Annotated in this window: 22 protein-coding genes; 16 read left to right on the top strand and 6 right to left on the bottom strand. The window is 68.3% G+C overall.

The features are described 5' to 3' along the window. Positions 1–228 precede the first annotated feature (228 nt). The gene (locus tag ACRAQ3_RS12400) at positions 229–1,317 is read right to left on the bottom strand and encodes a polyheme membrane-associated cytochrome C (protein ID WP_432254840.1); all 1,089 of its coding nucleotides are present in this window, start codon (positions 1,315–1,317) and stop codon (positions 229–231) included. 100 nt (positions 1,318–1,417) lie between these two features. Here ACRAQ3_RS12400 and ACRAQ3_RS12395 point away from each other — a divergent pair, with 100 nt between their 5' ends. From ACRAQ3_RS12395 to ACRAQ3_RS12360, 8 genes are read left to right on the top strand one after another with little or no spacing between them, the layout of a single operon-like run. Then, entirely contained in the window at positions 1,418–2,572 is a 1,155-nt protein-coding gene (locus tag ACRAQ3_RS12395) for a hypothetical protein (RefSeq protein ID WP_432254839.1), read from the top strand. Beyond that, the gene (locus ACRAQ3_RS12390) at positions 2,569–3,363 is read left to right on the top strand and encodes an RnfABCDGE type electron transport complex subunit D (RefSeq protein WP_432254838.1); all 795 of its coding nucleotides are present in this window, start codon (positions 2,569–2,571) and stop codon (positions 3,361–3,363) included. Before ACRAQ3_RS12395 ends, ACRAQ3_RS12390 begins: the two co-directional genes overlap by 4 nt. Then, the gene (gene nqrC / locus ACRAQ3_RS12385; RefSeq protein ID WP_432254837.1) at positions 3,356–4,156 is read left to right on the top strand and encodes an NADH:ubiquinone reductase (Na(+)-transporting) subunit C; all 801 of its coding nucleotides are present in this window, start codon (positions 3,356–3,358) and stop codon (positions 4,154–4,156) included. Before ACRAQ3_RS12390 ends, nqrC begins: the two co-directional genes overlap by 8 nt. After that, positions 4,153–4,812 carry an NADH:ubiquinone reductase (Na(+)-transporting) subunit D gene (locus ACRAQ3_RS12380; protein WP_432254836.1) on the top strand — a complete coding sequence of 220 codons (660 nt, stop codon included), beginning with the start codon at positions 4,153–4,155 and terminating at the stop codon, positions 4,810–4,812. Before nqrC ends, ACRAQ3_RS12380 begins: the two co-directional genes overlap by 4 nt. Beyond that, a complete protein-coding gene (nqrE, locus tag ACRAQ3_RS12375; protein WP_432254835.1) occupies positions 4,809–5,408 on the top strand; it encodes an NADH:ubiquinone reductase (Na(+)-transporting) subunit E in 600 nt (199 codons plus the stop codon). The genes ACRAQ3_RS12380 and nqrE overlap by 4 nt, the downstream gene beginning before the upstream one ends. Beyond that, on the top strand, positions 5,405–6,622 hold the full coding sequence (gene nqrF / locus ACRAQ3_RS12370; protein WP_432254834.1) for an NADH:ubiquinone reductase (Na(+)-transporting) subunit F: 1,218 nt from the start codon (positions 5,405–5,407) through the stop codon (positions 6,620–6,622). Before nqrE ends, nqrF begins: the two co-directional genes overlap by 4 nt. Positions 6,623–6,625: 3 nt before the next feature. Beyond that, positions 6,626–7,582 carry an FAD:protein FMN transferase gene (locus tag ACRAQ3_RS12365; RefSeq protein ID WP_432254833.1) on the top strand — a complete coding sequence of 319 codons (957 nt, stop codon included), beginning with the start codon at positions 6,626–6,628 and terminating at the stop codon, positions 7,580–7,582. Further along, the gene (locus tag ACRAQ3_RS12360) at positions 7,579–8,151 is read left to right on the top strand and encodes a CBS domain-containing protein (RefSeq protein ID WP_432254832.1); all 573 of its coding nucleotides are present in this window, start codon (positions 7,579–7,581) and stop codon (positions 8,149–8,151) included. The genes ACRAQ3_RS12365 and ACRAQ3_RS12360 overlap by 4 nt, the downstream gene beginning before the upstream one ends. 183 nt (positions 8,152–8,334) lie before the next feature. On the opposite strand, the gene ACRAQ3_RS12355 is transcribed toward ACRAQ3_RS12360, so the two are convergent. From ACRAQ3_RS12355 to ACRAQ3_RS12345, 3 genes are all read right to left on the bottom strand, one after another. Beyond that, complete coding sequence (locus tag ACRAQ3_RS12355) at positions 8,335–9,189, bottom strand: universal stress protein (RefSeq protein WP_432254831.1); 855 nt, start codon at positions 9,187–9,189, stop codon at positions 8,335–8,337. Between the two features lie 73 nt (positions 9,190–9,262). Beyond that, positions 9,263–9,487, bottom strand: coding sequence for a hypothetical protein (locus ACRAQ3_RS12350; RefSeq protein WP_432254830.1), 225 nt, complete (start codon positions 9,485–9,487; stop codon positions 9,263–9,265). Positions 9,488–9,615: 128 nt separating this feature from the next. Further along, positions 9,616–10,512 (bottom strand): LysR substrate-binding domain-containing protein, encoded by an 897-nt coding sequence (locus ACRAQ3_RS12345; RefSeq protein WP_432256291.1) that lies wholly within the window; start codon positions 10,510–10,512, stop codon positions 9,616–9,618. 132 nt (positions 10,513–10,644) lie between these two features. Between ACRAQ3_RS12345 and ACRAQ3_RS12340 the strand changes: the two genes are divergently transcribed. After that, complete coding sequence (locus tag ACRAQ3_RS12340; protein ID WP_432254829.1) at positions 10,645–10,884, top strand: hypothetical protein; 240 nt, start codon at positions 10,645–10,647, stop codon at positions 10,882–10,884. Then, entirely contained in the window at positions 10,874–11,122 is a 249-nt protein-coding gene (locus tag ACRAQ3_RS12335; RefSeq protein ID WP_432254828.1) for a DUF6552 family protein, read from the top strand. Before ACRAQ3_RS12340 ends, ACRAQ3_RS12335 begins: the two co-directional genes overlap by 11 nt. 74 nt (positions 11,123–11,196) lie before the next feature. Here ACRAQ3_RS12335 and ACRAQ3_RS12330 read toward each other — a convergent pair whose 3' ends face one another. Then, positions 11,197–11,724: a TetR/AcrR family transcriptional regulator gene (locus tag ACRAQ3_RS12330; protein ID WP_432254827.1), complete on the bottom strand. Its 528-nt coding sequence runs from the start codon at positions 11,722–11,724 to the stop codon at positions 11,197–11,199. A gap of 70 nt (positions 11,725–11,794) precedes the next feature. On the opposite strand from ACRAQ3_RS12330, the gene ACRAQ3_RS12325 reads away from it, so the two are divergent. The 4 genes from ACRAQ3_RS12325 to ACRAQ3_RS12310 all read left to right on the top strand — a co-directional run bounded on the left by ACRAQ3_RS12325 (position 11,795) and on the right by ACRAQ3_RS12310 (position 17,972). After that, positions 11,795–12,865: an alcohol dehydrogenase family protein gene (locus ACRAQ3_RS12325; protein WP_432254826.1), complete on the top strand. Its 1,071-nt coding sequence runs from the start codon at positions 11,795–11,797 to the stop codon at positions 12,863–12,865. A gap of 382 nt (positions 12,866–13,247) precedes the next feature. Continuing rightward, complete coding sequence (locus ACRAQ3_RS12320) at positions 13,248–14,171, top strand: transposase (RefSeq protein WP_162620613.1); 924 nt, start codon at positions 13,248–13,250, stop codon at positions 14,169–14,171. A gap of 159 nt (positions 14,172–14,330) precedes the next feature. Further along, entirely contained in the window at positions 14,331–15,890 is a 1,560-nt protein-coding gene (locus ACRAQ3_RS12315) for a trimethylamine methyltransferase family protein (RefSeq protein ID WP_432254825.1), read from the top strand. A 45-nt stretch (positions 15,891–15,935) separates the two neighbouring features. Continuing rightward, positions 15,936–17,972 carry an FAD-dependent oxidoreductase gene (locus ACRAQ3_RS12310; protein WP_432254824.1) on the top strand — a complete coding sequence of 679 codons (2,037 nt, stop codon included), beginning with the start codon at positions 15,936–15,938 and terminating at the stop codon, positions 17,970–17,972. A 134-nt stretch (positions 17,973–18,106) separates the two neighbouring features. Here ACRAQ3_RS12310 and ACRAQ3_RS12305 read toward each other — a convergent pair whose 3' ends face one another. After that, on the bottom strand, positions 18,107–19,012 hold the full coding sequence (locus ACRAQ3_RS12305; RefSeq protein ID WP_432256290.1) for a LysR family transcriptional regulator: 906 nt from the start codon (positions 19,010–19,012) through the stop codon (positions 18,107–18,109). Between the two features lie 130 nt (positions 19,013–19,142). Between ACRAQ3_RS12305 and ACRAQ3_RS12300 the strand changes: the two genes are divergently transcribed. Together ACRAQ3_RS12300 and ACRAQ3_RS12295 are read left to right on the top strand one after the other, a co-directional pair. Then, on the top strand, positions 19,143–19,505 hold the full coding sequence (locus ACRAQ3_RS12300; RefSeq protein WP_432254823.1) for a DoxX family protein: 363 nt from the start codon (positions 19,143–19,145) through the stop codon (positions 19,503–19,505). Positions 19,506–19,541: 36 nt separating this feature from the next. Then, positions 19,542–20,336, top strand: coding sequence for an SDR family NAD(P)-dependent oxidoreductase (locus ACRAQ3_RS12295; RefSeq protein ID WP_432254822.1), 795 nt, complete (start codon positions 19,542–19,544; stop codon positions 20,334–20,336). Positions 20,337–20,436: the final 100 nt, after the last annotated feature.

Here is a 20,436-nt window from a genome sequence, read left to right as displayed (position 1 = left end):
ATGACGCCGGGCGGTACTCGACGATCGTCGCTGCGCAGCTTGCCGTGAATTTGGGGAACTACGGCTATGACGCGCTATCCGCGCCTTGACCAGCCGTAAGGGATTGCTCAGGCCACCGCTCGCCCTTCGAGCCATGAACCATGCCCCAGAAGGCGATCAGCGGGTGCTGAGCCCAAGCACGAGCAGCGGAACGCCAAGCGTATCATCCCGCGATGTTCCCTTGTGCCGTCATGGTCGCATGAAGGCGTCTCCCGGGGCTTGGGGCAGGGCTTCGGCGAGATCGTTCAGGCTATCGATCAGGAGCTGCGCCGCGTAGCGCGGGTTGTGGGCATGGGCGCCTCCGTCTTTCGCGACGAACTGGTAGTTGTAGGCCGCGCGCAGCAGCCGAGGTGTCCAGCTGGCATAGCGATTGTCGCGTACGGTCTCCTCCGCGTCGGCCTGCCCGTCGCCGTCGAGATCGGTGAAGAAGTAGGGAAAGCTGTCCGGCGCGTAGAGAATGGCCGCGTCGCTGACGGTCTCGGCATAGAGCATGATCATCCTGCGCAGATGTTCGTGCAGGGCTTTGATCTCCGAGGCGATGCCTTCGGCGGTGTTGTCGTCGCCGTCCGGGTCCGCTTCACTCGTTCGGATCGCGCGCGAATTCTCCACGCCTGCGTGACAGCTCGTGCAGTCGGCGATCTCGATCGCCGTGTCATGCGCGCCGTGGCAGCCCGCGCAGTCGTCGAAGCCCGGAACATGCGCGAAACGTCCCGCATAACTCCGGCCCTTGTATTCATAGCCGCCGCCGGCCTCGGCACCCAGCAATGTCGCCGCGGCCGCGGAGTAATGGACATTGATGAAGCTCAACCGGTCCGACACCTCGTCGTCGCCGAGATCCGCGATGGCCGTGTCGACGTCCTCCCCGGACGCGCGGCCTTGGTGACAGACCGCGCAGACAGCCATGCCCGACCCAAGCGAAATCGCCGCGCCGGAGGGAAAGGGAAGGGTGGTGAGCGACGCCGTTTCCGGGGCGTGACACGAGGTGCATTCGACCAAATCCCCCGTGGGGACGGGATGGTCGATGAGGCCTGCGGTGGTCATCGGCGAGGCGAGATAGGCCCTAAAGCCCGTGGTGGAATGGCACGCGGCGCAGGCGCCGGGGATCTCGCCCTCCTCGTCCCAGTGGCGGAACGCTTCCGACATGGCGTCGGCGTGGCCCGAGGCCATCCAGTCCTCGACGATCTCTTCCGGCGTGGGTTCGAGGTCTTGCGCCAGTGACCAGACCGGAACGAGGCTGCCGGTCAGCAACGCTGACAGCAGGAATGCAGGGCGGCGCATGGCATCTCTCCGACGGGCTGGGGCCAGATGTCTCGATGATGCGATGCAGGGCCGCCTCGAGCCTTGATCGAGATCAAGGCGGCCGCGCGGCGGTTGGCCGATGCAGGGAGAAGAAGCCGCCCCGGAGGTCGCCATGTCCTGTCTCGAGCCGCACCGCAAACGTGCCTTCGGTCCGCCCGCCATCGTTCCGGAAACGGTGACGCTGGAGGCGCAGGACATGCCCGGCCTGCGGCCCGTTGCCTGCATCGAGGAGGGGGCGGAGGTGGCCTTGGGCACGCCCGTCATGCACGACAGGGTCCGGCCCGCGATCCGGGTGGTCGCCCCGGTGGCGGGCCGGGTGGTGCGGGTGGAGACCGGCCTCGGTCGCCGCGTCATCCGGGTGGTGATCCGGCCTGCGGGCCCGGCACGGGCTGCGCCGGTGAGGGCGGTGGGCGACACCCGCGAATTGATGCTGATCCACGGGCTCTGGTGCGATCTGCGTACTCGGCCCTTCGACCGCGTGCCCGACCCCGAGGCACGGCCCAAGGCTATCCTCGTGAACGCGCTGGACGGTGCGGCGGTCGCGGCGGCGCAGGCCGCGCCATTCGCGCTGGGGCATGGTCTGCGCGCGCTCTGCAGGCTCACCGACGGGCCGGTGATCCTGTGTCAGCACGGCGGCGCGGCATTGGCCCCGGCGGAGGGACGCGTCGAGCTTGACACGGTCGCGCCGCGCCATGACGGCATGGCCCACAGGCTGCGCAGGCTGTGCAGCGTGGCCCATGGCGGTGAGGTCTGGACGCTCGACGCGCAGACGGCGATCGCGCTCGGCCGGCTCTGCGGCGAGGGGCTGTTCGACCCGACGCGTCTGGTCGAGATCGTCACGCTCATGGGCGAGGGTGCGGGCCTGCGGCAGGCGCCGCTCGGCGCCGATCTGGCGGAGGCGCTGAAGGAGGCTGGCTGGACGACCCCGGCCACCCGGCCGCTGAGGCGCAACGAGAGCCGGATCGACCCGCGCCACGACGCGGTCCCACCGCCCGACGGTGCGCTCGGGCCGATCGTGCCGGTGCCGGCCTTGGCGGCGACGCTGCCGATGCGGCTGCGTGCGATCCCGCTGCTGCACGCATTGCAGATCGGCGATGCCGAGACCGCGCGCAGGCATGGTTGCCTCGATCTGGTCGAGGGGGACATGCGAGCGGCCAGCGCGATCTGCGCCAGCGGCGCCGATTACGGCGCTCTGCTGCGCCGCGTCCTCGATGAGCTGGAGGGCGAGCGATGAGGGATGGACGTGTCACGGCGCTTCGAAAACGTGCCGCCCGCGATGCCACGGCGCTTCGATTGATCGCCCTCGCGCCGCCTGCGGTGATCCTGTTCCTGCGGGCTCCGGGCACGGCATGGCCTCATGCGCTGGCCGTGGTCACGGCCGCGTTGGCCTGCGCCCTGATCTTCGCCGAGCTTCGTGGCCGCGGGCCGATCTTCGAGGTGCTGGTGCCGGCGCTGCTCATGGTCCTCTTCGCTCCGCCCGAGGCCGCGCCCTGGCAACTCGCGCTCGCTCTGTCTCTGGCGCTCGTGCTCGGCGCTCTCGTTTTCGGCGGCGCGGGCTTCGGCTTTCTCAGCACCGGCGCGCTGGCACTGGCGCTGCTTGCCTTCTCGTTTCCGCCGCTAGCGGCGGTGGTTCCGGAAACGCCGGTGCTCTGGGCCGCCTTGCCCGGAGGCGCGCTGCTCCTGCTGGCGGGGCTTGCGCCGTGGCGGGTCGTGCTGGCCGGGGCCGCGGGCTTTGCGCTGGCGACCGGGGCGGGGGGCTCGGGTTTCGCGCAGGGGGCGCCACTCGCCGTCCTTCTGGTCTATTTCGCCGCAGATCCCTTCGGTGCGCCGGTTACCGGGCCGGGGCAATGGCTGTCGGGCCTTATGGTGAGCGGGCTCATCGCACTTCTGGGCGCAGCCGGGGGACCCGGTTTCGACATGTCGGCGGGCGTCTTCGCGGTCCTGCTCGCGGGTCTTTTCGCGCCGCTGATCGATGCGGGCGTGATCGCCGTCGCCGACTGGCGCGAGGGGGTCAGCCATGGCTGAGACACGCGGTCCGTGGGCGCGGTTTCTCGCGCGGCCCAACGAGGACCCGGTCAAGGCACTGGGCATGGCCGGTCTGGTGGCGCTGGGCGCGGCGCTCACCGTTTCGACCACGGCCACGCTGCTGGAGCCGCGGCAAGCCACCAATCTCGAGGCCGCCCGCGCAGCCCGGATGCAGGCCATGATCGAGGCGCTGCCGGGGCTGCGCGAGGTGATGGAAGAGGCCGGGGTGACCGAGCTACAAAGCCGTCTCGTCGATCTCGAGACCGGCCGCGTGCTGCCCGACGAGGTCATGGCGTTCGATCCCGAGCGGGTGGCGCGCGATCCGGACACCGGGATCGAGCTGCCGCCGAAGGCCGACATCGCCGGGATCGGGCGGCGCGAGCGCGTGGCCGTGATCCACCTGCTCGAACGCGACGGGGCGCTGGCGCTCGTGGTGCTGCCGATGCGCGGCGCGGGGTATCAGTCGACCATCCACGCGCTGCTCGCGCTCGAGGCCGATCTCGACACCGTCGCGGCGCTGACCGTGACCGAACAAGGCGAGACGCCGGGGCTCGGCGCGCAGATCGAGCGCGCCGATTGGCAGGCACTCTGGCCCGGCCGCCGCGTCGCCGATGACAGCGGCACGATCCGCATTGAGGTGGTGCGCGGCACGGCCACCACGGCATTCGAGGTCGATGGCATCTCGGGCGCCACCCGCACCGGCAACGGCGTCACCGCCATGCTGCGCTTCTGGATGGGGCCGTGGGGCTATGGCCCGTTCCTCGACAGCCTGGCCGGGGAGGGGGCGGGATGATCCGGTTGTCGCACCACCTGACCGATCCGCTGATCCGGTCGAACCCGGTGACGCTGCAGATTTTGGGCATCTGCTCGGCGCTGGCAGTGACCACGGCGCTGGCGACGGCGCTCACCATGGCGGCGGCGCTGATCTTCGTGCTCTGCGCCTCGGCCGCGATCATCAGCGCGATCCGCCGCCACATCCCGCACGCGATCCGGCTGATCCTTCAGGTCACCATCATCGCCACGCTGGTGATCGTCACCGACGAGGTGCTGCGCGCCTACGCCTTCGAGATCAGCCAGCGGCTGTCGATCTTCGTCGGGCTGATCGTCACCAACTGCATCGTGCTGGGCCGGGCCGAGGGCTTCGCCATGCACCATCCCGTGGGACCCTCGATCTTGGACGCGCTGGGCAACGCGCTGGGCTACGGCCTCGTGCTGGTGGTCGTCGCGACGATCCGCGAACTCCTCGGCACCGGCAGGCTTCTTGGTATTCCAATGCTGCCGCTGGCGGAGCAGGGCGGCTGGTTCGAGCCGCTGCGACTGATGCAGCTCGCGCCATCGGCCTTCTTCATCATCGGGCTCATGATCTGGGCGATCCGCACGGCGCGCCCCGAACAGGTCGAACGGCCAGAACATCGCCTGCTGTCCCGGCAGGGGGAGGCGCGGCCATGACGGAGATCCTGCTCGCCGCGATCCTGACCGACAACCTCGCGCTGTCCTTCTTCCTCGGCATCTGCACCTTCCTCGCGGTGTCGCAGCGGATCTCCACCGCGCTCGGCCTCGGTCTCGCGGTGATCGTGGTGCAGGGCGTGACGGTGCCGGTCAACGCGCTGATCCATGCCTATCTGCTCGCCCCCGGCGCGCTGCACTGGGCCGGGCTGCCCGACATCGACCTGAGCTTTCTGCGGATCATCGTCTTCATCGGCGTCATCGCCGCGATGGTGCAGCTGATGGAGCTCCTGCTCGATCGCTTCGTGCCGGCCCTGCACCGCGCGCTGGGGGTGTTCCTGCCGCTGATCACGGTGAACTGCGCGATCCTGGGTGGCAGCCTGTTCATGGTCGAGCGGCGCTACGACCCGCTTGAGGCGGTGGTCTGGGGGATCGGCAGCGGCATCGGCTGGGCCATTGCGATCACCGCCTTCGCCGCGATCCGCGAGCGGTTGCGCCATGCCGACATGCCCGAGGGGCTGCGAGGACTCGGCGGCGCCTTCATCGTCACCGGCCTGATGTCGCTCGGCTTTTCCGGCTTCGGGGGGCTGGTGCCATGACCGGGATGCTGGCGGGCGTGGTCCTTCTCGTGACGCTGGTGCTGGCACTCAGCGCCGCGCTCATGATGGCACGGCGGCGGCTGGTGCCCGATCGGCCCATCGCCGTCACGGTGAACGATCATGCGCCTTTCGAAAGCCGCTTCGGCACCGACCTGATGGGGGCCCTGGCCGCGCATGACATCCTGTTGCCCGCGGCTTGTGGAGGCGCGGGGACATGCGGCCAGTGCCGGGTGCGGGTCAGGGGAGAACCCGTCGCGCCGATGCCCGCCGAGCGGGCCCGGCTGTCACGGGCCGAGCGCCGCGCAGGCATGCATCTGGCCTGTCAGCTCCGGTTGCGCGTGCCGGTCGCGGTCGAGTTGCCCGAGAGCCTTCTGGGCGCGCGGGGCTTCGACTGCACCCTCCTGCGCGCACGCTTCCTGACGCCGTTGATCCGCGAACTCGTGCTCGAGGCGCCGCCCGACGTGGTCGCCCTGGTGCAGGCCGGGGCCTTCGTGTCGCTGACCGCGCCGCCGCATGATTTCGGCTTCGACACGATCGAAGTGGCGGAGCGGTTTGCCACAGACTGGGCCGAGCTGCGGGAGCTGCGCGCCGTCACGACCGCGCCGGTCACCCGCGCCTATTCCATCGCCAGCACCCCCGCCGATCTCGCGCAGGGGCATCTCGTGCTGCTCATCCGTCTTGCCCTGCCGCCGCCGGATCGGCCGCGCCTGCCGCCGGGGGCGGTCTCGTCCTGGCTGTTTCACGTGGAGAAGGGCACCCGGATCGCCGCAGGCGGCCCGCATGGCGATTTTCGCGCGCAAGCGGGAACGCGCGAGATGGTGCTGGTCGGCGGCGGCGTCGGTATGGCGCCGCTCCGGGCGATCATCCATGAACGGCTCGGGCAGGGGGCGTCTCAACCGATCAGCTTCTGGTACGGCGCGCGCCGCCGCGATGACCTGTTCCACGCCGAGGAGTTCGCGGCGCTGGCGCGCCGGTGTCCGAATTTCCGCTTCGAGGTCGCGCTGTCCGATCCGCGTCCCGACGAGCCCTGGGACGGGCGGACGGGCTTCGTCCACGTGGCCCTGCGCGACGGCCTTCTGCGCGATCATCCGGCTCCAGAGGCGTGCGATTACTACCTTTGCGGTCCGCCACTGATGATCGCCGCGGTGATGGGCGTGCTGGACGAGGCGGGGGTGCCGCCAAGCCGGATCTTCTTCGATGATTTCGGGAGCTGATTTATGCGGATCGGACGACGCGAGATTCTGCTGGGCGCGGCGGTGACACTCTTTGCCCCACCCGCATGGGCCGCAACGATCAGCCTCGGCGGCCCGGCCTTCGGCAGCTACTGGCGCTGCCTCGTGCCGGCCGGGACGGACAGGGCGGCCCTGATGGCCGAGGCCACAGGCCTGATCGCCGGACTGGATGCGGAGCTGTCCCCTTGGCGCGACGACAGCGCCCTCACCGCGCTCAATCGCGCCCCGGCGGGGCGGTGGATGCAGATGGGGGATGCGACCCGGACCTGCTTGCGAGAGGCCGAAGCCGTGCAGAGGCTGACCGGGGGTGGGTTCGACGCACGCGTCGGGCCGCTGGTGGCGCGCTATGGTTTCGGCCAGATCGCAGGAGAGGTGACGAGGGCGGGGCGGTTCGAACTGAGCGGCGGCGCGGTCCGCAAGAGCCATGACGCGCTGACCTTCGATCCCTGCGGTTTGGCCAAGGGACATGCGCTCGATCTGCTCGCCCAACGGATCGCCGGTCTGGGTGCGAGGGACGCGCTGGTCGAGATCGGCGGCGAGGTCCGGACGCTCGGTCGCCATCCATCGGGCCGACCATGGAGAGTGGCGATCGAGGCGCCGGGCGCGGAGCTGCCGCAAGCGCAGCGGGTGGTCCGGCCGGGACCTCTGGCATTGGCGACTTCCGCCCATGCGCCGCAGGGCCATGCGGGGCCCGCGACGACCAGCCATGTCATCGACCCGGTCAGCGCCCGGCCCGCCGCGCAGGGGCTCCTGCAGGTCTCGGTGCTGGCTCGAACCGGCCTGCGTGCCGATGCGTTGGCTACGGGCCTTCTGGCGCTGGGGGCCGAGAGGGGACCCGCGCTCGCGCGCCGGGCGGGGATCGCGGCCCTGTTCCTGCATCGCGCATCCGAGGGGGCGGTCGAGATGATGACCGGCGGCATCGACGCCCATTTCATTGCATGAAGGACATCGCGCATGTTGCTGCTACTCGTTCTCATTCTGGTGTCGCTGTCGATGGCGGGGCTGGCCTTGGGGCTTCTGGCCGGGCGCGGCCCGCTATCCGGCGGATGCGGCCGGGCCTGCGACGGATGTCGCAAGCCTTGCGCACGCCGCCCCGTCCCATGAAGCCGCTGCCGCGCATCGCTGCGATCATGACTCGCGATGTGGTCACCGCGACACCCGGGATGGACCTGCTGCGCGCCATGCATCTCATGGCGTTTCACGGCGTTTCGGGCCTGCCGGTCGTCGATGCCGATGGCCGCCTTGTCGGCATGCTGTCGCAGCGGGATTGCCTGAAGGGGGCGCTGCATGCGGCCTACCACGCCGGGCCGCCGGGTCGGGTCGCCGAGGCGATGCATGCACTTGTCGAAAGCCTGCCCGCCGATCTGGACATCCTCGCGGCGATCGAGAGGTTCCTCGCCAGTCGCTATCGCCGCTTTCCGGTCCTCGACGGGGGGCGGATCATCGGCATAGTGTCTCGCGGCGATGTCGTCAGGGCCCTGGCCCGGCGGGAGAGCTGGGTATCGACCTGAAGCCACCTATGACGATCGGGCAGGCGGCGCTCCAGCGGGCGAAGGGCTGCGATGAGCAGCATCACATGCGTCGGTGAGCAGCTTTCACTCGGCCACGAATGACCGTCGGTCTTCCCGGTCTGTGGCTTGGCGCGGCGCCCATTGGATCTGCAGGGTCCGGCAGGTCCGTGGGAGCCGCTTGGGTCATGTCCGGCTCATCGCCGGAAATGCAGTATCCGTCGTCCGCCGGGCAGCGTTCGGGAACACCAACAGGTCACATGGCGGTGTCCTGAGAAAATCGCCATTCAGCTTCGGCATCGGCCCCGTCCCGGAAAGAGCGACGAGGTCGAGCCCGCGCGCCGAGGCCAGTCGCCGAATCCGATCGCGCGGATCGCCCTTGACCATCAGGATCTCGGTTTCGGGATCGAGACCCGTTCGGTCACGGAAACCCTCGATTGCGCGGGGGCCTTGCTCCTGCACGGTGTTCGCGCGCGCGGCATCGGGGGCGCAGGGGAGTTCGTCACCCGGCTCGGCGGGTGCGACCTGCATCAACGCGATGGCGGAACCGGGCGCGACGTCGCGAATGACCGGGGTGAGCTTCTCGTTTTCCGGGCTCGGATCGATCACCACCAATGTGCGGCGATAGGGCGCCTCCGGTGCGGAGGTCGAGACCAGCACCGGTACCGCGCATTCGGCGGCCAGACGCTCCACGAAGGTCCCGTGAAACGCGTCGATCCCGTTCGGGTGAACATGCTGTCCCACCACCAGCAACTCGGCATTCTGCTGCGCCAGCACCCTATGGATATCCCGCCACACATTCGCGTGGGTGCCGTCCACGTCCAGCCTCGGTCCGTATCGGCACTGGATGCGGGCGCGCAGGGTGTCGAAGTAGCCTTCCACGAGGGCGGCGAAATGCGCCGCCTGTTCGGGCGCGATCCGAAAGCTCGAGGCATGGAAGATGTGCAGGCGCCCACCCGTGCGGGCCGCGATCTCAGCCCCCCGCAGGACCGCTTGGTTGCCCGCCTTCGAGAAGTCGGTCGCGGCGACGATCGTTTCCATGTGCTCTACCCCTCGCTGCATTCCGGCACGCTCCAAGCTTCGCGGGCTTTCGCCCATCGCGCCTTGCGCCAGATCAATCGCAGGCTTTCCTGTGCGGGACAGTCCGGCATCGATGGATGATCTGGTTGGACTGGTCCTCGTAGAAGAGTTCCCCCCCCTTTTCCTCGCAGGCGTCGGTGCCGAGGCTCCCGACCCGACCGCTCTTGGGCCCGCCGATGATTGTGCGGGTGGTGGCCACCGCGCCATGGCTGGCGTTGATCAGTCTGGCCACCAGCCAAATAGGTTTCTCATGGATCATGCTCTTGGGAGGGCCTGAACCGCACGGCCTAGGCGAGGTCGACGGGTCGTGAGCCTAGCCGCTCCGTGGATGGTCAACGCGTCCGGTCATCAAAACGCTTGGCGCCTTGCGGTGCTTGGCACATGACTTCAATCCCTCTTGGCTTCCTCGGACGCAACACCGAGAAGCCAGTCCCTTGCGCGCAGGGCCGCCTCGGATGCGCCCTGACGCGGCAGCAGGACGTAGAAATCCTGTCCCCTTTCGAGTGCGGCGTCGACGGGTTGAACCAGGCGGCCGGCATCGAGGTCCCGCTGCACGAGGAAGCGGCTGGCCAGGGCGATGCCCTGACCGGCCAAGGCCGCGTCGAGGCACAGCGTCGTCTGGCTGAAGCGAAGCCCGCGTGGCGCGTCCGGTTCGGTCCCGAATGCCATCTCGATGAATTGCGGCCAAAGATCATGCGTGTCGTGCAGCAGGGTCATGCGTGAGAGCGCCACCGCACCGAGAAGCCCGCCCTGATCGGCAACCAGTCGTGGCGCGCAGACCGCGATGATCTCTTGTGGAAACAGCAGGTCGGCGCGCAGGCTGGCCCCGAATGGCGAGCGCCCCTGCCGCACCGCCAGATCGATGCCATCCGCATGAAAGCTCATGACGCGCTCGGTCGCTGTGATCCGCAGGTCGATCCCGGGGTTGGCCTCGGTGAACTCTGCCAGACGCGGGATGAGCCATTTCGACCCTAAGGTCGGGGTCACGCTGATCGTCACCCGCGAAGGCGTATCTCGAAGCGCATCGGTTGCGTCCAGAAGCTGGGAAAAGGCGCGGGCGACCGCGGCATGGTAGGCCCGCCCCGCCTCGGTGAAGCTCAGCCCCCGCGGCTCACGAAGGAACAGGCGCAGGCCGAGATGGTCTTCGAGGCCGCGCACCTGCTGGGCCACGGCGCCCTGCGTCACGCCCAACTCTTCCGCCGCCGCGCGAAAGGACAGGTGCCTGCCCGCCGCGGAGAAGGCGCGCAGACCGCTCAGGGAGGGCAGATCGGCTTCGCTCGTCACGATAGTTCTCCTACACCCATGCGACAGCTCCCCTGGCTGGTCGCGTTCGTTCCAGACCCTTATCTGACGACCCATAGGCGCAAAGGGCGCCGCAGGAAAGCCAAGGAGCACGCAGGAATGGCAACAGGAAAAGTGGCGCCGATCGCGGCTGGCGGCATTTGCATGGAGGCCGGTGCCGCGCGGCGGCCGGCGGCCAATGGCTTCAAGGTCGGGGTGCTGTCTTCCTTGGGAAAGGCGGAGGCTCTGGGAGAAGAACTCGGCGGTATCGGCGTCACGGGTTCGAACCGGTCGGTCGGGGGTCTGGGGCGTTTCGCGCGAATGCGCGATGGAGAACTGGGGTCGGATCGACGGGGGCTGAGCCGTGGCCTCTGAAGTGACCGATATCGCGCGCGGTGACCGGACCGCCTTCGTCGTGAAATGGGTGGCCTCCGTCATCCAGATCCTCGGCTATGCCGGGACGGCCTTCGGCTGGACACCGTGGAATCTCTACCTGTTCGTCGTCGGCGTTCTCGGATGGCTGGTCGTCGGGGTGCTGTGGAACGACAGGGCGATCATGCTGATCCACTTCGTTGCTCTCGGCGCGATGCTGGCGGGCATGGTGAGCCAGTGAGGTCGGCGAGGACACGAGGCTGAGGACGGCAGCATCGACCTCGATGAGGCCGGGTTATCGGGCAGAACCTGCCGTCACGCCGCTTCATGCTCCAACAGGTCATGCCCCAGCCGCTTCGCGCCCGCCACGGCAGCCTCCTGGTGCAACGACCAAGCCTGCGTGAGACCCTCCATGATCACCAAGAGTTCGATCTCGCGACCACCGAGCCCGGTGGCCATGGCGGCGCGGCGCGCCACCTCGGCCTTGTGCCGCGATAACACCTCGCGCAGCCGCTCGCTCCCGGGCTCGGCCGCCACCGCGCCGTGAAACAGGCAGCCATGCGAGGTTTCGGTCGCCATCCAGTTTCCAACCCGGTCGAGCAGCGCGTCGAGTGCCGCCTCGGGCGCGTTTGGCAGCCCGTCGAAGAGGTGGCCGAGATAGCGCGCGTGTCGATGCTCCAGCGCCGCCAGCACCATGTCCGCGCGCGACGGCGTGTATTTGTAGAGCGTGCGCAGGCTGACGCCCGCCGCGTCGCGCAGGTCCTCGACGCTGGGCTCGGCAAAGCCCCGGGCGGCAAAGGCCTGCTCCAGCCCGGCGGCGATCCTGGTCATCGTATCGGTCATGCTTGACGATGTAGAGGGATCCCTCTACCTGAGCAAGTAGAGTAATCATTCTACACGACGGAGCAACCCGATGACCCTTCCTGACAAGATGAAGGCCATGGTTCTGACTGGCCATGGCGGTCTCGATCGGCTTCAGTGGCGCGAGGACGTACCGGTTCCCCGCGTGCGGGCGGGCGAGGTGTTGATCCGCGTCGGCGCCTCGGCGGTGAACAACACCGACGTGAACACCCGTACCGGCTGGTATTCCAAGGCCGTGCGCGGCGACACGAACTCCGCCGCCACCACTGGATATGACGGTGCCTCTGATACCGATGGCGGCTGGTCCGGCGCGCTGAGCTTTCCGCGCATCCAGGGCGCCGATTGCTGCGGCGAGATCGTCGCCGTCGGGGATGGGGTGGACGAGACGCGCATCGGCGAGCGGGTGCTTGTGCGGCCGATGCACCGGCCCGAGGGCGGCGACGAGGATGCGCTCGTCACCTTCGGCTCGGAGCGCGACGGCGGCTTCGCCGAATACGCGACCAGCGGCGCCGAGAACGCGCTGCGGATCGACAGCCCGCTTTCGGACGTGGAGCTTGCCTCCTTTCCCTGCGCCTTCTCGACCGCCGAGGGCATGATCCAGCGCGCGCGCCTCGGCGCCGAGCGGGTGCTGATTACCGGTGCCTCGGGCGGGGTCGGCTCGGCGGCTGTGCAACTTGCCAAGCGGCGCGGCGCGCATGTCACGGCGGTGACCAGCCCGGCCAAGGCGGACGAGCTGCGCGCGCTTGGCGCCGACGCCATCCTGCACCGCGACGAGGCGCCACCCGAGGGTGGCTTCGACGTCGTGCTGGACCTCGTCGGCGGCCCGCGCTGGCCCAAGCTCCTCGATGCGCTGGCGGTGCGTGGCCGCTACGTGACCTCGGGCGCCATCGCCGGGCCGATCGTCGAACTCGACCTGCGCACGCTCTACCTCAAGGACTTGACGCTGATCGGCAGCACCCGGCAGGAGCCGGACGTCTTCACCGATCTCGTGGGCTATATCGAGCGGGGCGAGATCCGGCCCGTTCTGGCAGAGACCTACAAGCTGCACCAGCTGCGCGCGGCGCAGGAGGCGTTCCTCGAAAAGGCGCATATGGGCAAGATCGGGATCGAGATCGCGGGCTGATCGCGATCCGCGGGGTCGCGCCATATCGAAAGACGCGGCGACAGGGCGCGGCAGGCCCCCCGGAGACGTCTTCGGCCTCGACGGTGTAGGGGGCGACCCCCGCCTCGGGTCCTTCATCCCGATCCGCATCCGCTCGCCCGGATCGCGGCGCGGCGCCCGTCCGACCTCGCGCGGGCCTGAACACATCGACAGGTGCGGTCGGGGGCGCCCCCCCCCTGTCTGTTGCGAATGGAGTAGAATGGCGGTGCGGAAGGGAGCCCGTCCCCCCCCAGGGTCGAGAGCCCGTGTGGGAGCAAGGGTCCCTTCCGCGTCGCGATCAACCTGAACAGTTGCTTGGGACGGCTGACTCCGATCCCGCATGACATGGACAGGAGCTTTTACCATGCCACAGACCGTCATCGGCTGCGACCTTGCCCGCGGCTGGATCGATACGCACGCCCTGCCGACCAAGGTGGTGGTGAGGATCGATAACAATCCGAACAGCATTACCCGCTGGACCGCGTCCTTGCCTGCAAACTCTCTAGTCGTCTTCGAGGCCACCAGCGGCTGCGACACTCTTTTGATCAAGGCACTCTGCGACCGGGGCCTTCGCTTCGCACGGGTCAATCCGCGCCAAGCCCGAGAGTTCGCCCGCGCGACGGGCGTGTTGGCCAAAACGGATCGGGTCGATGCGCGCATACTGGCTGATATGGGGCGCCTCTTGCCTCTCGAGGTTACCGCGCCGCCTCATCCGGATCGGGCCCGACTTTCTGATTTCCTTCGTCGCCGCAGGCAGTTGGTCGAAATGCGGAAAGCCGAAAAGGTGCGTCGCCACAGCGCCGGCCAGCCAGCAATCCTGCGCGAGATCGAGACGATGATCGCGCTGCTCGACCGCCGCATTGTCATCATGGATCGCAAGATTGCGGCTCTGATCGGAGACAGCCCCGAACTTACCGAGCATGCGGAGTTGCTTCGCGCCGTGCCTGGGATTGGACCGACGGTGCTGGCAACGCTTCTCGGCGAACTGCCCGAACTCGGCACGCTCTGTCGGCGTCGGATCGCCTCTCTCGCCGGGCTCGCTCCACATGCCCGCGAGAGCGGCACATGGCGCGGCACACGACGTATATGGGGAGGACGACGCAAAGTCCGCGAGGCTCTCTACATCGCGGCCTTGAGCGCGTCCCGCCGCGTGCCGCTCTTGATTGCCATGCGAGATCGAATGAAGGCTGCCGGCAAAGCCCCCAAAACAGTTCTCATTGCCGTTGCCCGTCAGCTCCTCGTCATCCTCAACGCCATGATCCGAAACAAACAGCCCATTCGCCTCTAAGAAACGACACAGTTGCCCCCGGTCTTCGCAGGCATGCTCGGCACGCCGGTCGTCATTTTCCCGCGGTGATAATCCGGAAACGACGAAACCATGTCGGTTTCTCGCCGGACAGGTCGGCTACCGATGCGATGGGCTGGAGGGGCAGCGAGGGAGGTATGGATGACTCATTCCGTCGAAGCCGATTCCGAGCGCCCGAGGCACCGTCGCAGCGGCGGGCGCGCCGCGCGGCGCGAGATGAGACTAGGCGCGGCGGTGGCCGGGCCGCCCTTCATCCGGCGCAAGACCCCCGTGCACGCGGTGCTGGACGAGGAGGGGCTCATCCGGATCGAGGCCACCTCTGACCGCATCCTCGCCGAGATCGGCATCGAGTTTCGCGGCGACGAAGAGGCACTGCGGCTCTGGCGCCGGGCCGGGGCAGAGATCGACGGTTTGCGCGTGCGCTTCCCGAAGGGGATGCTGGCGGAAGTGCTTGCTACCGCGCCCTCGCGCTTCACCCAGCATGCCCGCAATCCGGCCAATGACGTGGAGATCGGCGGCGATGGCGTGGTCTTCGCCCCGGCCTACGGCTCGCCCTTCGTGATGGATCTCGACCGGGGGCGGCGCTACGGCACCATCGCCGATTTCCGCGACTTCGTGCGCCTTGCCCAGTCCTGTCCGTGGATGCATCACTCCGGCGGCGTGGTTTGCGAGCCGACCGACATTCCGGTCAGCCACCGTCATCTCGACATGGTCGCGGCGCATCTGACGCTTTCGGATCGGCCGTTTCTCGGCGCCGTCACCTCCGAGGAGAGGGCCGAGGATTCGATCGAACTGGCGCGGCTCGCCTTCGCGCCCGGCTTTCTCGACGATCACTGCGTGATCATGGGCAACGTCAACGTGAATTCGCCGCTCGTGTGGGACGGCACGATGACTGGGGCGCTGCGCGCCTATGCCGCCGCGGGGCAGGGGGTGGTCTGCGTCCCCTTCATCCTGGGCGGCGCGATGGGACCGGTCACCAATGCCGGGGCCATCGCGCAGGCCCATGCCGAGACGCTGGCGGGCTGCGCGCTGGCGCAGCTGGTGCGGCCCGGCGCGCCGGTGATCTATGGCAACTTTCTCTCCTCGATGGCGCTGCGCAGCGGATCGCCCACCTTCGGCACGCCCGAACCCGCGCTCGGCTCGCTGGTCGTCGGCCAACTCGCCCGCCGCGCCGGGCTGCCGCTGCGCTGCTCGGGCAGCTTCACCACCTCCAAGCTGCCCGACGCGCAGGCGATGCAGGAAAGCACCGTCTCGATGATGGCGGCGGTGAATTGCGGCGCCAATTTCGTGCTGCACGCGGCGGGGTTCCTCGATGGGCTGCTGTCGATGAGCTACGAGAAATTCGTACTCGACTGCGACTTTCTCGGTGCGCTGCACAGCTATCTCGGCGGCATCGACACCTCCGACGAGGCGCTGGCATTGGATGCCTTCCGCGAGGTCGGGCCGGGCAGCCATTTCTTCAGCTGCGCCCATACCATGCGGCATTACGAGACCGCCTTCTGGGACTCGGAACTGGCCGACAACCGCAACTGGGAGAGCTGGGACGAGGATGGCAGGCAGGACGCGGCGACGCGCGCCAATGCGCGCTGGAAGCGGCTGCTGGCGGAGCACGAGGCGCCGCCGATCGCTCCGGGGACCGCAGAAGCGATCTCGGATCACGTGGCCCGCCGCAAGGCCGAGCTGCCTGAATGCTGGCATTGAGCGCCGCGAGCCGGTTCAATGCGGCTGCCCGACCGGAGTGACCCGATGCGCGACGACCCCCTTCTGCAACCGTTCCGGCTCAGGCACCTGACGCTGAAGAACCGGGTCATGTCGACCGCGCATGAGCCGGCCTATTCCGAGAACGGCCTGCCGGGCGAACGCTACCGGCTCTACCATGCCGAGAAGGCGAAGGGCGGCATCGCGCTGACCATGACCGCGGGCTCCGCGGTGGTCTCGCCCGACAGCCCGCCCGCCTTCGGCAACCTCACCGCCTACAAGGACGAGATCGTCCGGCCGCTGTCGGAGATGGTCGAGGCCTGCCACGAACATGGCTGCGCGGTGATGATCCAGCTGACCCATATCGGCCGGCGCACCGGCTATGCGGGCGGCGATTGGCTGCCGGTCATCGCGCCCTCTGGCTTGCGAGAGCCGGCGCATCGCAGCCACCCCAAAGCGATGGAGGATTGGGACATCGACCGCGTCGTGCGCGACTGGGCGGCGGCGGCCGAGCGGATGAAGGCGGCCGGTCTCGACGGGATCGAGATCGAAAGCTACGGCCATTTGATGGACGCCTTCTGGTCGCCCGCCTGGAACCTGCGCGAGGACGCGTGGGGCGGCAGCCTCGACAACCGGCTGCGCTTCACTTGGGCGGTGATCGACGCGATCCGAGAGGCGGTTGGCCCGGATTTCATCACCGGCATCCGCATGGTGGCGGACGAGAACATGGATGGCGGCCTGAGCCGCGAGGAGGGCATCGAGATCGCCCGCCGCCTTGCGAATTCGGGCAAGATCGACTTCCTCAACCTCATTCGCGGCCATATCGACCACGACGCCGCGCTCAACGAGGTGATCCCGATCGCTGGCATGCGCTCGGCCCCGCATCTCGACTTCGCGGGCGAGGTGCGGGCGGCGACGCGCTTTCCGGTGTTCCACGCCGCCGCGATCTCGGACGTTGCCACCGCGCGCCACGCCATCGCCGAGGGCAAGCTCGACATGGTCGGCATGACCCGCGCCCACATGGCCGATCCGCATATCGTCGCCAAGATCATGCGCGGCGAGGAGGCGCGCATCCGGCCCTGCACCGGCGCGACCTACTGCCTCGACCGGATCTACGAGGCGGGCGAGGCGCTGTGCATCCACAACGCCGCCACGGGGCGCGAGGCGCGAATGCCGCATGTGATCCCGAAGGCACCATCGCGACGCCGCGCCGTGGTGGTGGGCGCCGGTCCCGCCGGGCTGGAGGCGGCGCGGGTTCTGGCCGAGCGCGGCCACGCGGTCACCTTGCTGGAGGCTGCGCCGCGCCCCGGCGGGCAGGTGCTGCTCGCTACGCGCAACCCGCTCCGCCGCGACCTGATCGGCATCGTCGACTGGCGCGTGGCCGAGCTGGAGCGGCTTGGCACGCGGATCGAGTGCGACCTCTATGCCGAGGCCGAAGACGTTCTTGCCCGCGCCCCCGATATCGTGGTGATCGCAACGGGCGGGCTGCCGCAGACCCCGCCGATGCCGGGGGGCGGCGCCGATCTGTGCCACAACTCGTGGGACGTGCTCTCGGGCGAGTTGCGCCCCGAGGGCAAGGTGCTCGTCTATGACGACCATGGTGGCCATCAGGCGCTTTCGGCCGCCAAACTGCTGGCCGAAGGCGGTGCCGAGGTCGAGGTCGTCACGCCCGAGCGGATGTTCGGCGTCGACATGGGCGGGATGAACCACGTGCCTTACGCGCGCGCCTTCCAATGCACCGACACCCGGATCACCCTGCACACGATGCTGACCGGCGTACGGCGCGACGGCAACGCGCTTGTGGCGCGGCTGGGGTCGCGCCATGCACCGGGCTGGTCGGAGGAGCGGCGGGTCGACCGCGTCGTGGTCGAGCACGGCACCGCGCCGCTCGACGAGCTCTACTTTGCGCTGCGGCCGCATTCGGGCAATGGGGGTGCGCTCGACCACGCGGCGCTTCTGGTGGGGCGTGATCCCTATTCATGCGCCCGCGAAGGTTTCGTGCTGCTGCGGATCGGCGACGCGGTCGCCTCGCGCAACATCCATGCCGCGATCTATGACGGTCTCAGGATGTGCCTGCCGCTATGAGTGAGCTACGGGGTGCCTAAAGGGCATGGCAGCTTCGGTACGGGACGAGTACTGCATCCCCAAACTGCACCCTGTTCTGCCGAAGTTTCCTGCCCATGTCGGGGCTGCCTCCGGACGGAAATTGTGGTGATCGCTCACTCGCTCCAGCCCGCGTGACCGGCCAGCCGCTCGATCAGGAAGTCCATGAAGATCCGCGTCTTCGGGGTCAGCACGTTGGTGCGCGGATAGACCAGCCAGAGCACCGAGCGATCGTTCATCTTCCATCCTGCAAGAACCCGGACCAACCGGCCCGCTGCGATCTCATGGGCGACGTTCCAAAGCGAGTTCATCGACAGCCCGGCCCCGGCGAGGGTCGCCTCGCGCTGCGCATCGCCGTCATCCATGATGGTTCGGCAGATCATGCGGGCCGGGTCCAGCAAGGCCGTTTCTCCGGCGGCGTTCACCAGCTCCCGTGGCTCGAGATTGCTCCAGGCGATGAGCTGGTGGCCTGCCAGATCGGCTGGCGTGGCCGGGTTGCCGTGTCTCTCGAGATAGCCCGGCGAGGCACAAAGGACGCGTGCGTCGTCGGCGAGCTTGCGCCCCTTCAGGCTGCTGTCGGCCAGAGGGCCGCTGCGCAGCGCGAGGTCGAAGCTGCCCTCGATCGCGTCGAAACGCGTGTCGGACAGGCGCAGGTCGAGCGTAAGGTCGTGGTAGAGTTCGTGGAACTCCGGCAGCAGCGGCATGATGTGCAACTGCGCGAAACTGCTCGGCGCGGCGAAGCGCAGCGTGCCCTTCGGGCCGGCGTCGCTGCCTCCGAGGGCCGCACGGGCCGCATCCGCCTGGGCAAGGATCTCGCGGGCATAAGGCAGGAAATCCGACCCCTCCAGCGACAGTGACACCTTGCGGGTGGTGCGGCGCAGAAGTTCCGCGCCGAGCTCCTGCTCCAGCTTGGCAAGGCGCGCGCTCGCGACGGCGGGGGCGAGGCCCAGCTCACGCCCCGCGGCAGAGATGTTGAGCCGCTCGGCCGCCATCACGAAGAGGCGCAAATTGTCGGTGTCCATCGGGATTATATACCCAATCAGAAAAATCAATTCCGAATGGCGCAGCTTCATCGGGCGTTCGCAAGCTATATCTTGGCCGTGCCCCGACTGCTTTCGAAGCCCATCGGCTCAATTCCCGGAACTCCGCTTCATGATCGTCATCATCGCCTTGCTGTCGGCCTTCGTCCTGTTCGCGATCTCGATCAAGCTGTTCGGCTGGCAGCAGTTCATATTCGAGACCCAGCTCGCGATGTTCCTGAAATACGGGCTCAATCGCCGGATCATGGCCCTTGTCGGTCCCGTGGGGCTGTTCGGCGCGGTCGCCATCTGGGACAGGTCGAGCTGGCTCGGGCCGCTTGGTGGGCTGGCGCTGCTGGGCACTTCGCTCGGTGCGATCGTCTGCCACCTTGCTTGGGGCACTTGGAAGGAAGGCGTTCCGGCGATTGCCACGCTCTCTGCGATCCTGCTCTGGCCGGGCCACGGCGCGGTGCTTGCCGCCCCTGGTCGGACCTGAGCGGGCGCGGCCCCATCTAGCTTGAGGAGACATGCGATGTCCAAGACCATCCTGATCACCGGCGCGACGGACGGCATCGGCCTTCTGACCGCCAAGACGCTTGCCGGCGAGGGTCACTCCGTCCTGCTCCAGGGGCGCAGCGCCGAGAAGCTCGAGATGGCGGCCAAGGAGGTGGGTGGCATGCCCGAAACCTACCGGGCGGACCTGTCGCGATTGGACGAGGTCGAGGGTTTCGCCGAGGAAATCCTCGCGCGCCATGATCGGCTCGACGTGCTGATCAACAACGCGGGCGTCTTCAAGACCGCGCAGGCGCGTACGCCCGACGGGCTCGACACCCGCTTCGTGGTCAACACCATCGCGCCCTACCTGCTGACGCGGCGACTGCTGCCCATCATCCCGACATCGGGTCGCGTGGTGAACCTGTCCTCGGCGGCGCAGGCACCTGTGGATGTCGCGGCGCTGCGCGGCGAACGGGGCCTCGACCACATGGGGGCCTACGCGCAGAGCAAGCTGGCGATCACGATCTGGACGCGGGAGATGGCGAAGGACCACCCCGACGGGCCCGCTTTCATCGCCGTCAATCCGGGCTCGCTGCTGGCCTCGAAGATGGTCAAGGAAGGCTTCGGCGTCGCGGGCAACGACCTGTCGATCGGGGCCGACATCCTGCGCCGTGCCGCGCTGTCGGAGGCGTTTGCCGATGCGTCGGGCCGCTATTTCGACAATGACAGCGGAGACTTTGTCAAGCCTCACCCGGGCGCGCGTGACGCGACGCAGGTGGCCGAGGTGATGGCGGCAATCCGCGAACTCGCGCGCAAAGAGGGGCGGACCTGATCTTCGAATTATATTCTTGGGCCGAAAACTGAAGCTAGAATTGCCTCCATTATAGCCAGAAGCCAGATTTCGTATCTGGGGATCAACGCAACCATCATCT

Source organism: Limimaricola sp. AA108-03 (assembly GCF_050847355.1).
In the GTDB taxonomy this organism is placed as follows: Bacteria; Pseudomonadota; Alphaproteobacteria; order Rhodobacterales; family Rhodobacteraceae; genus Limimaricola.
The sequence above is the reverse complement of the archived record's forward strand: the minus strand, read 5'-3'. Positions and strand labels throughout refer to the sequence as shown.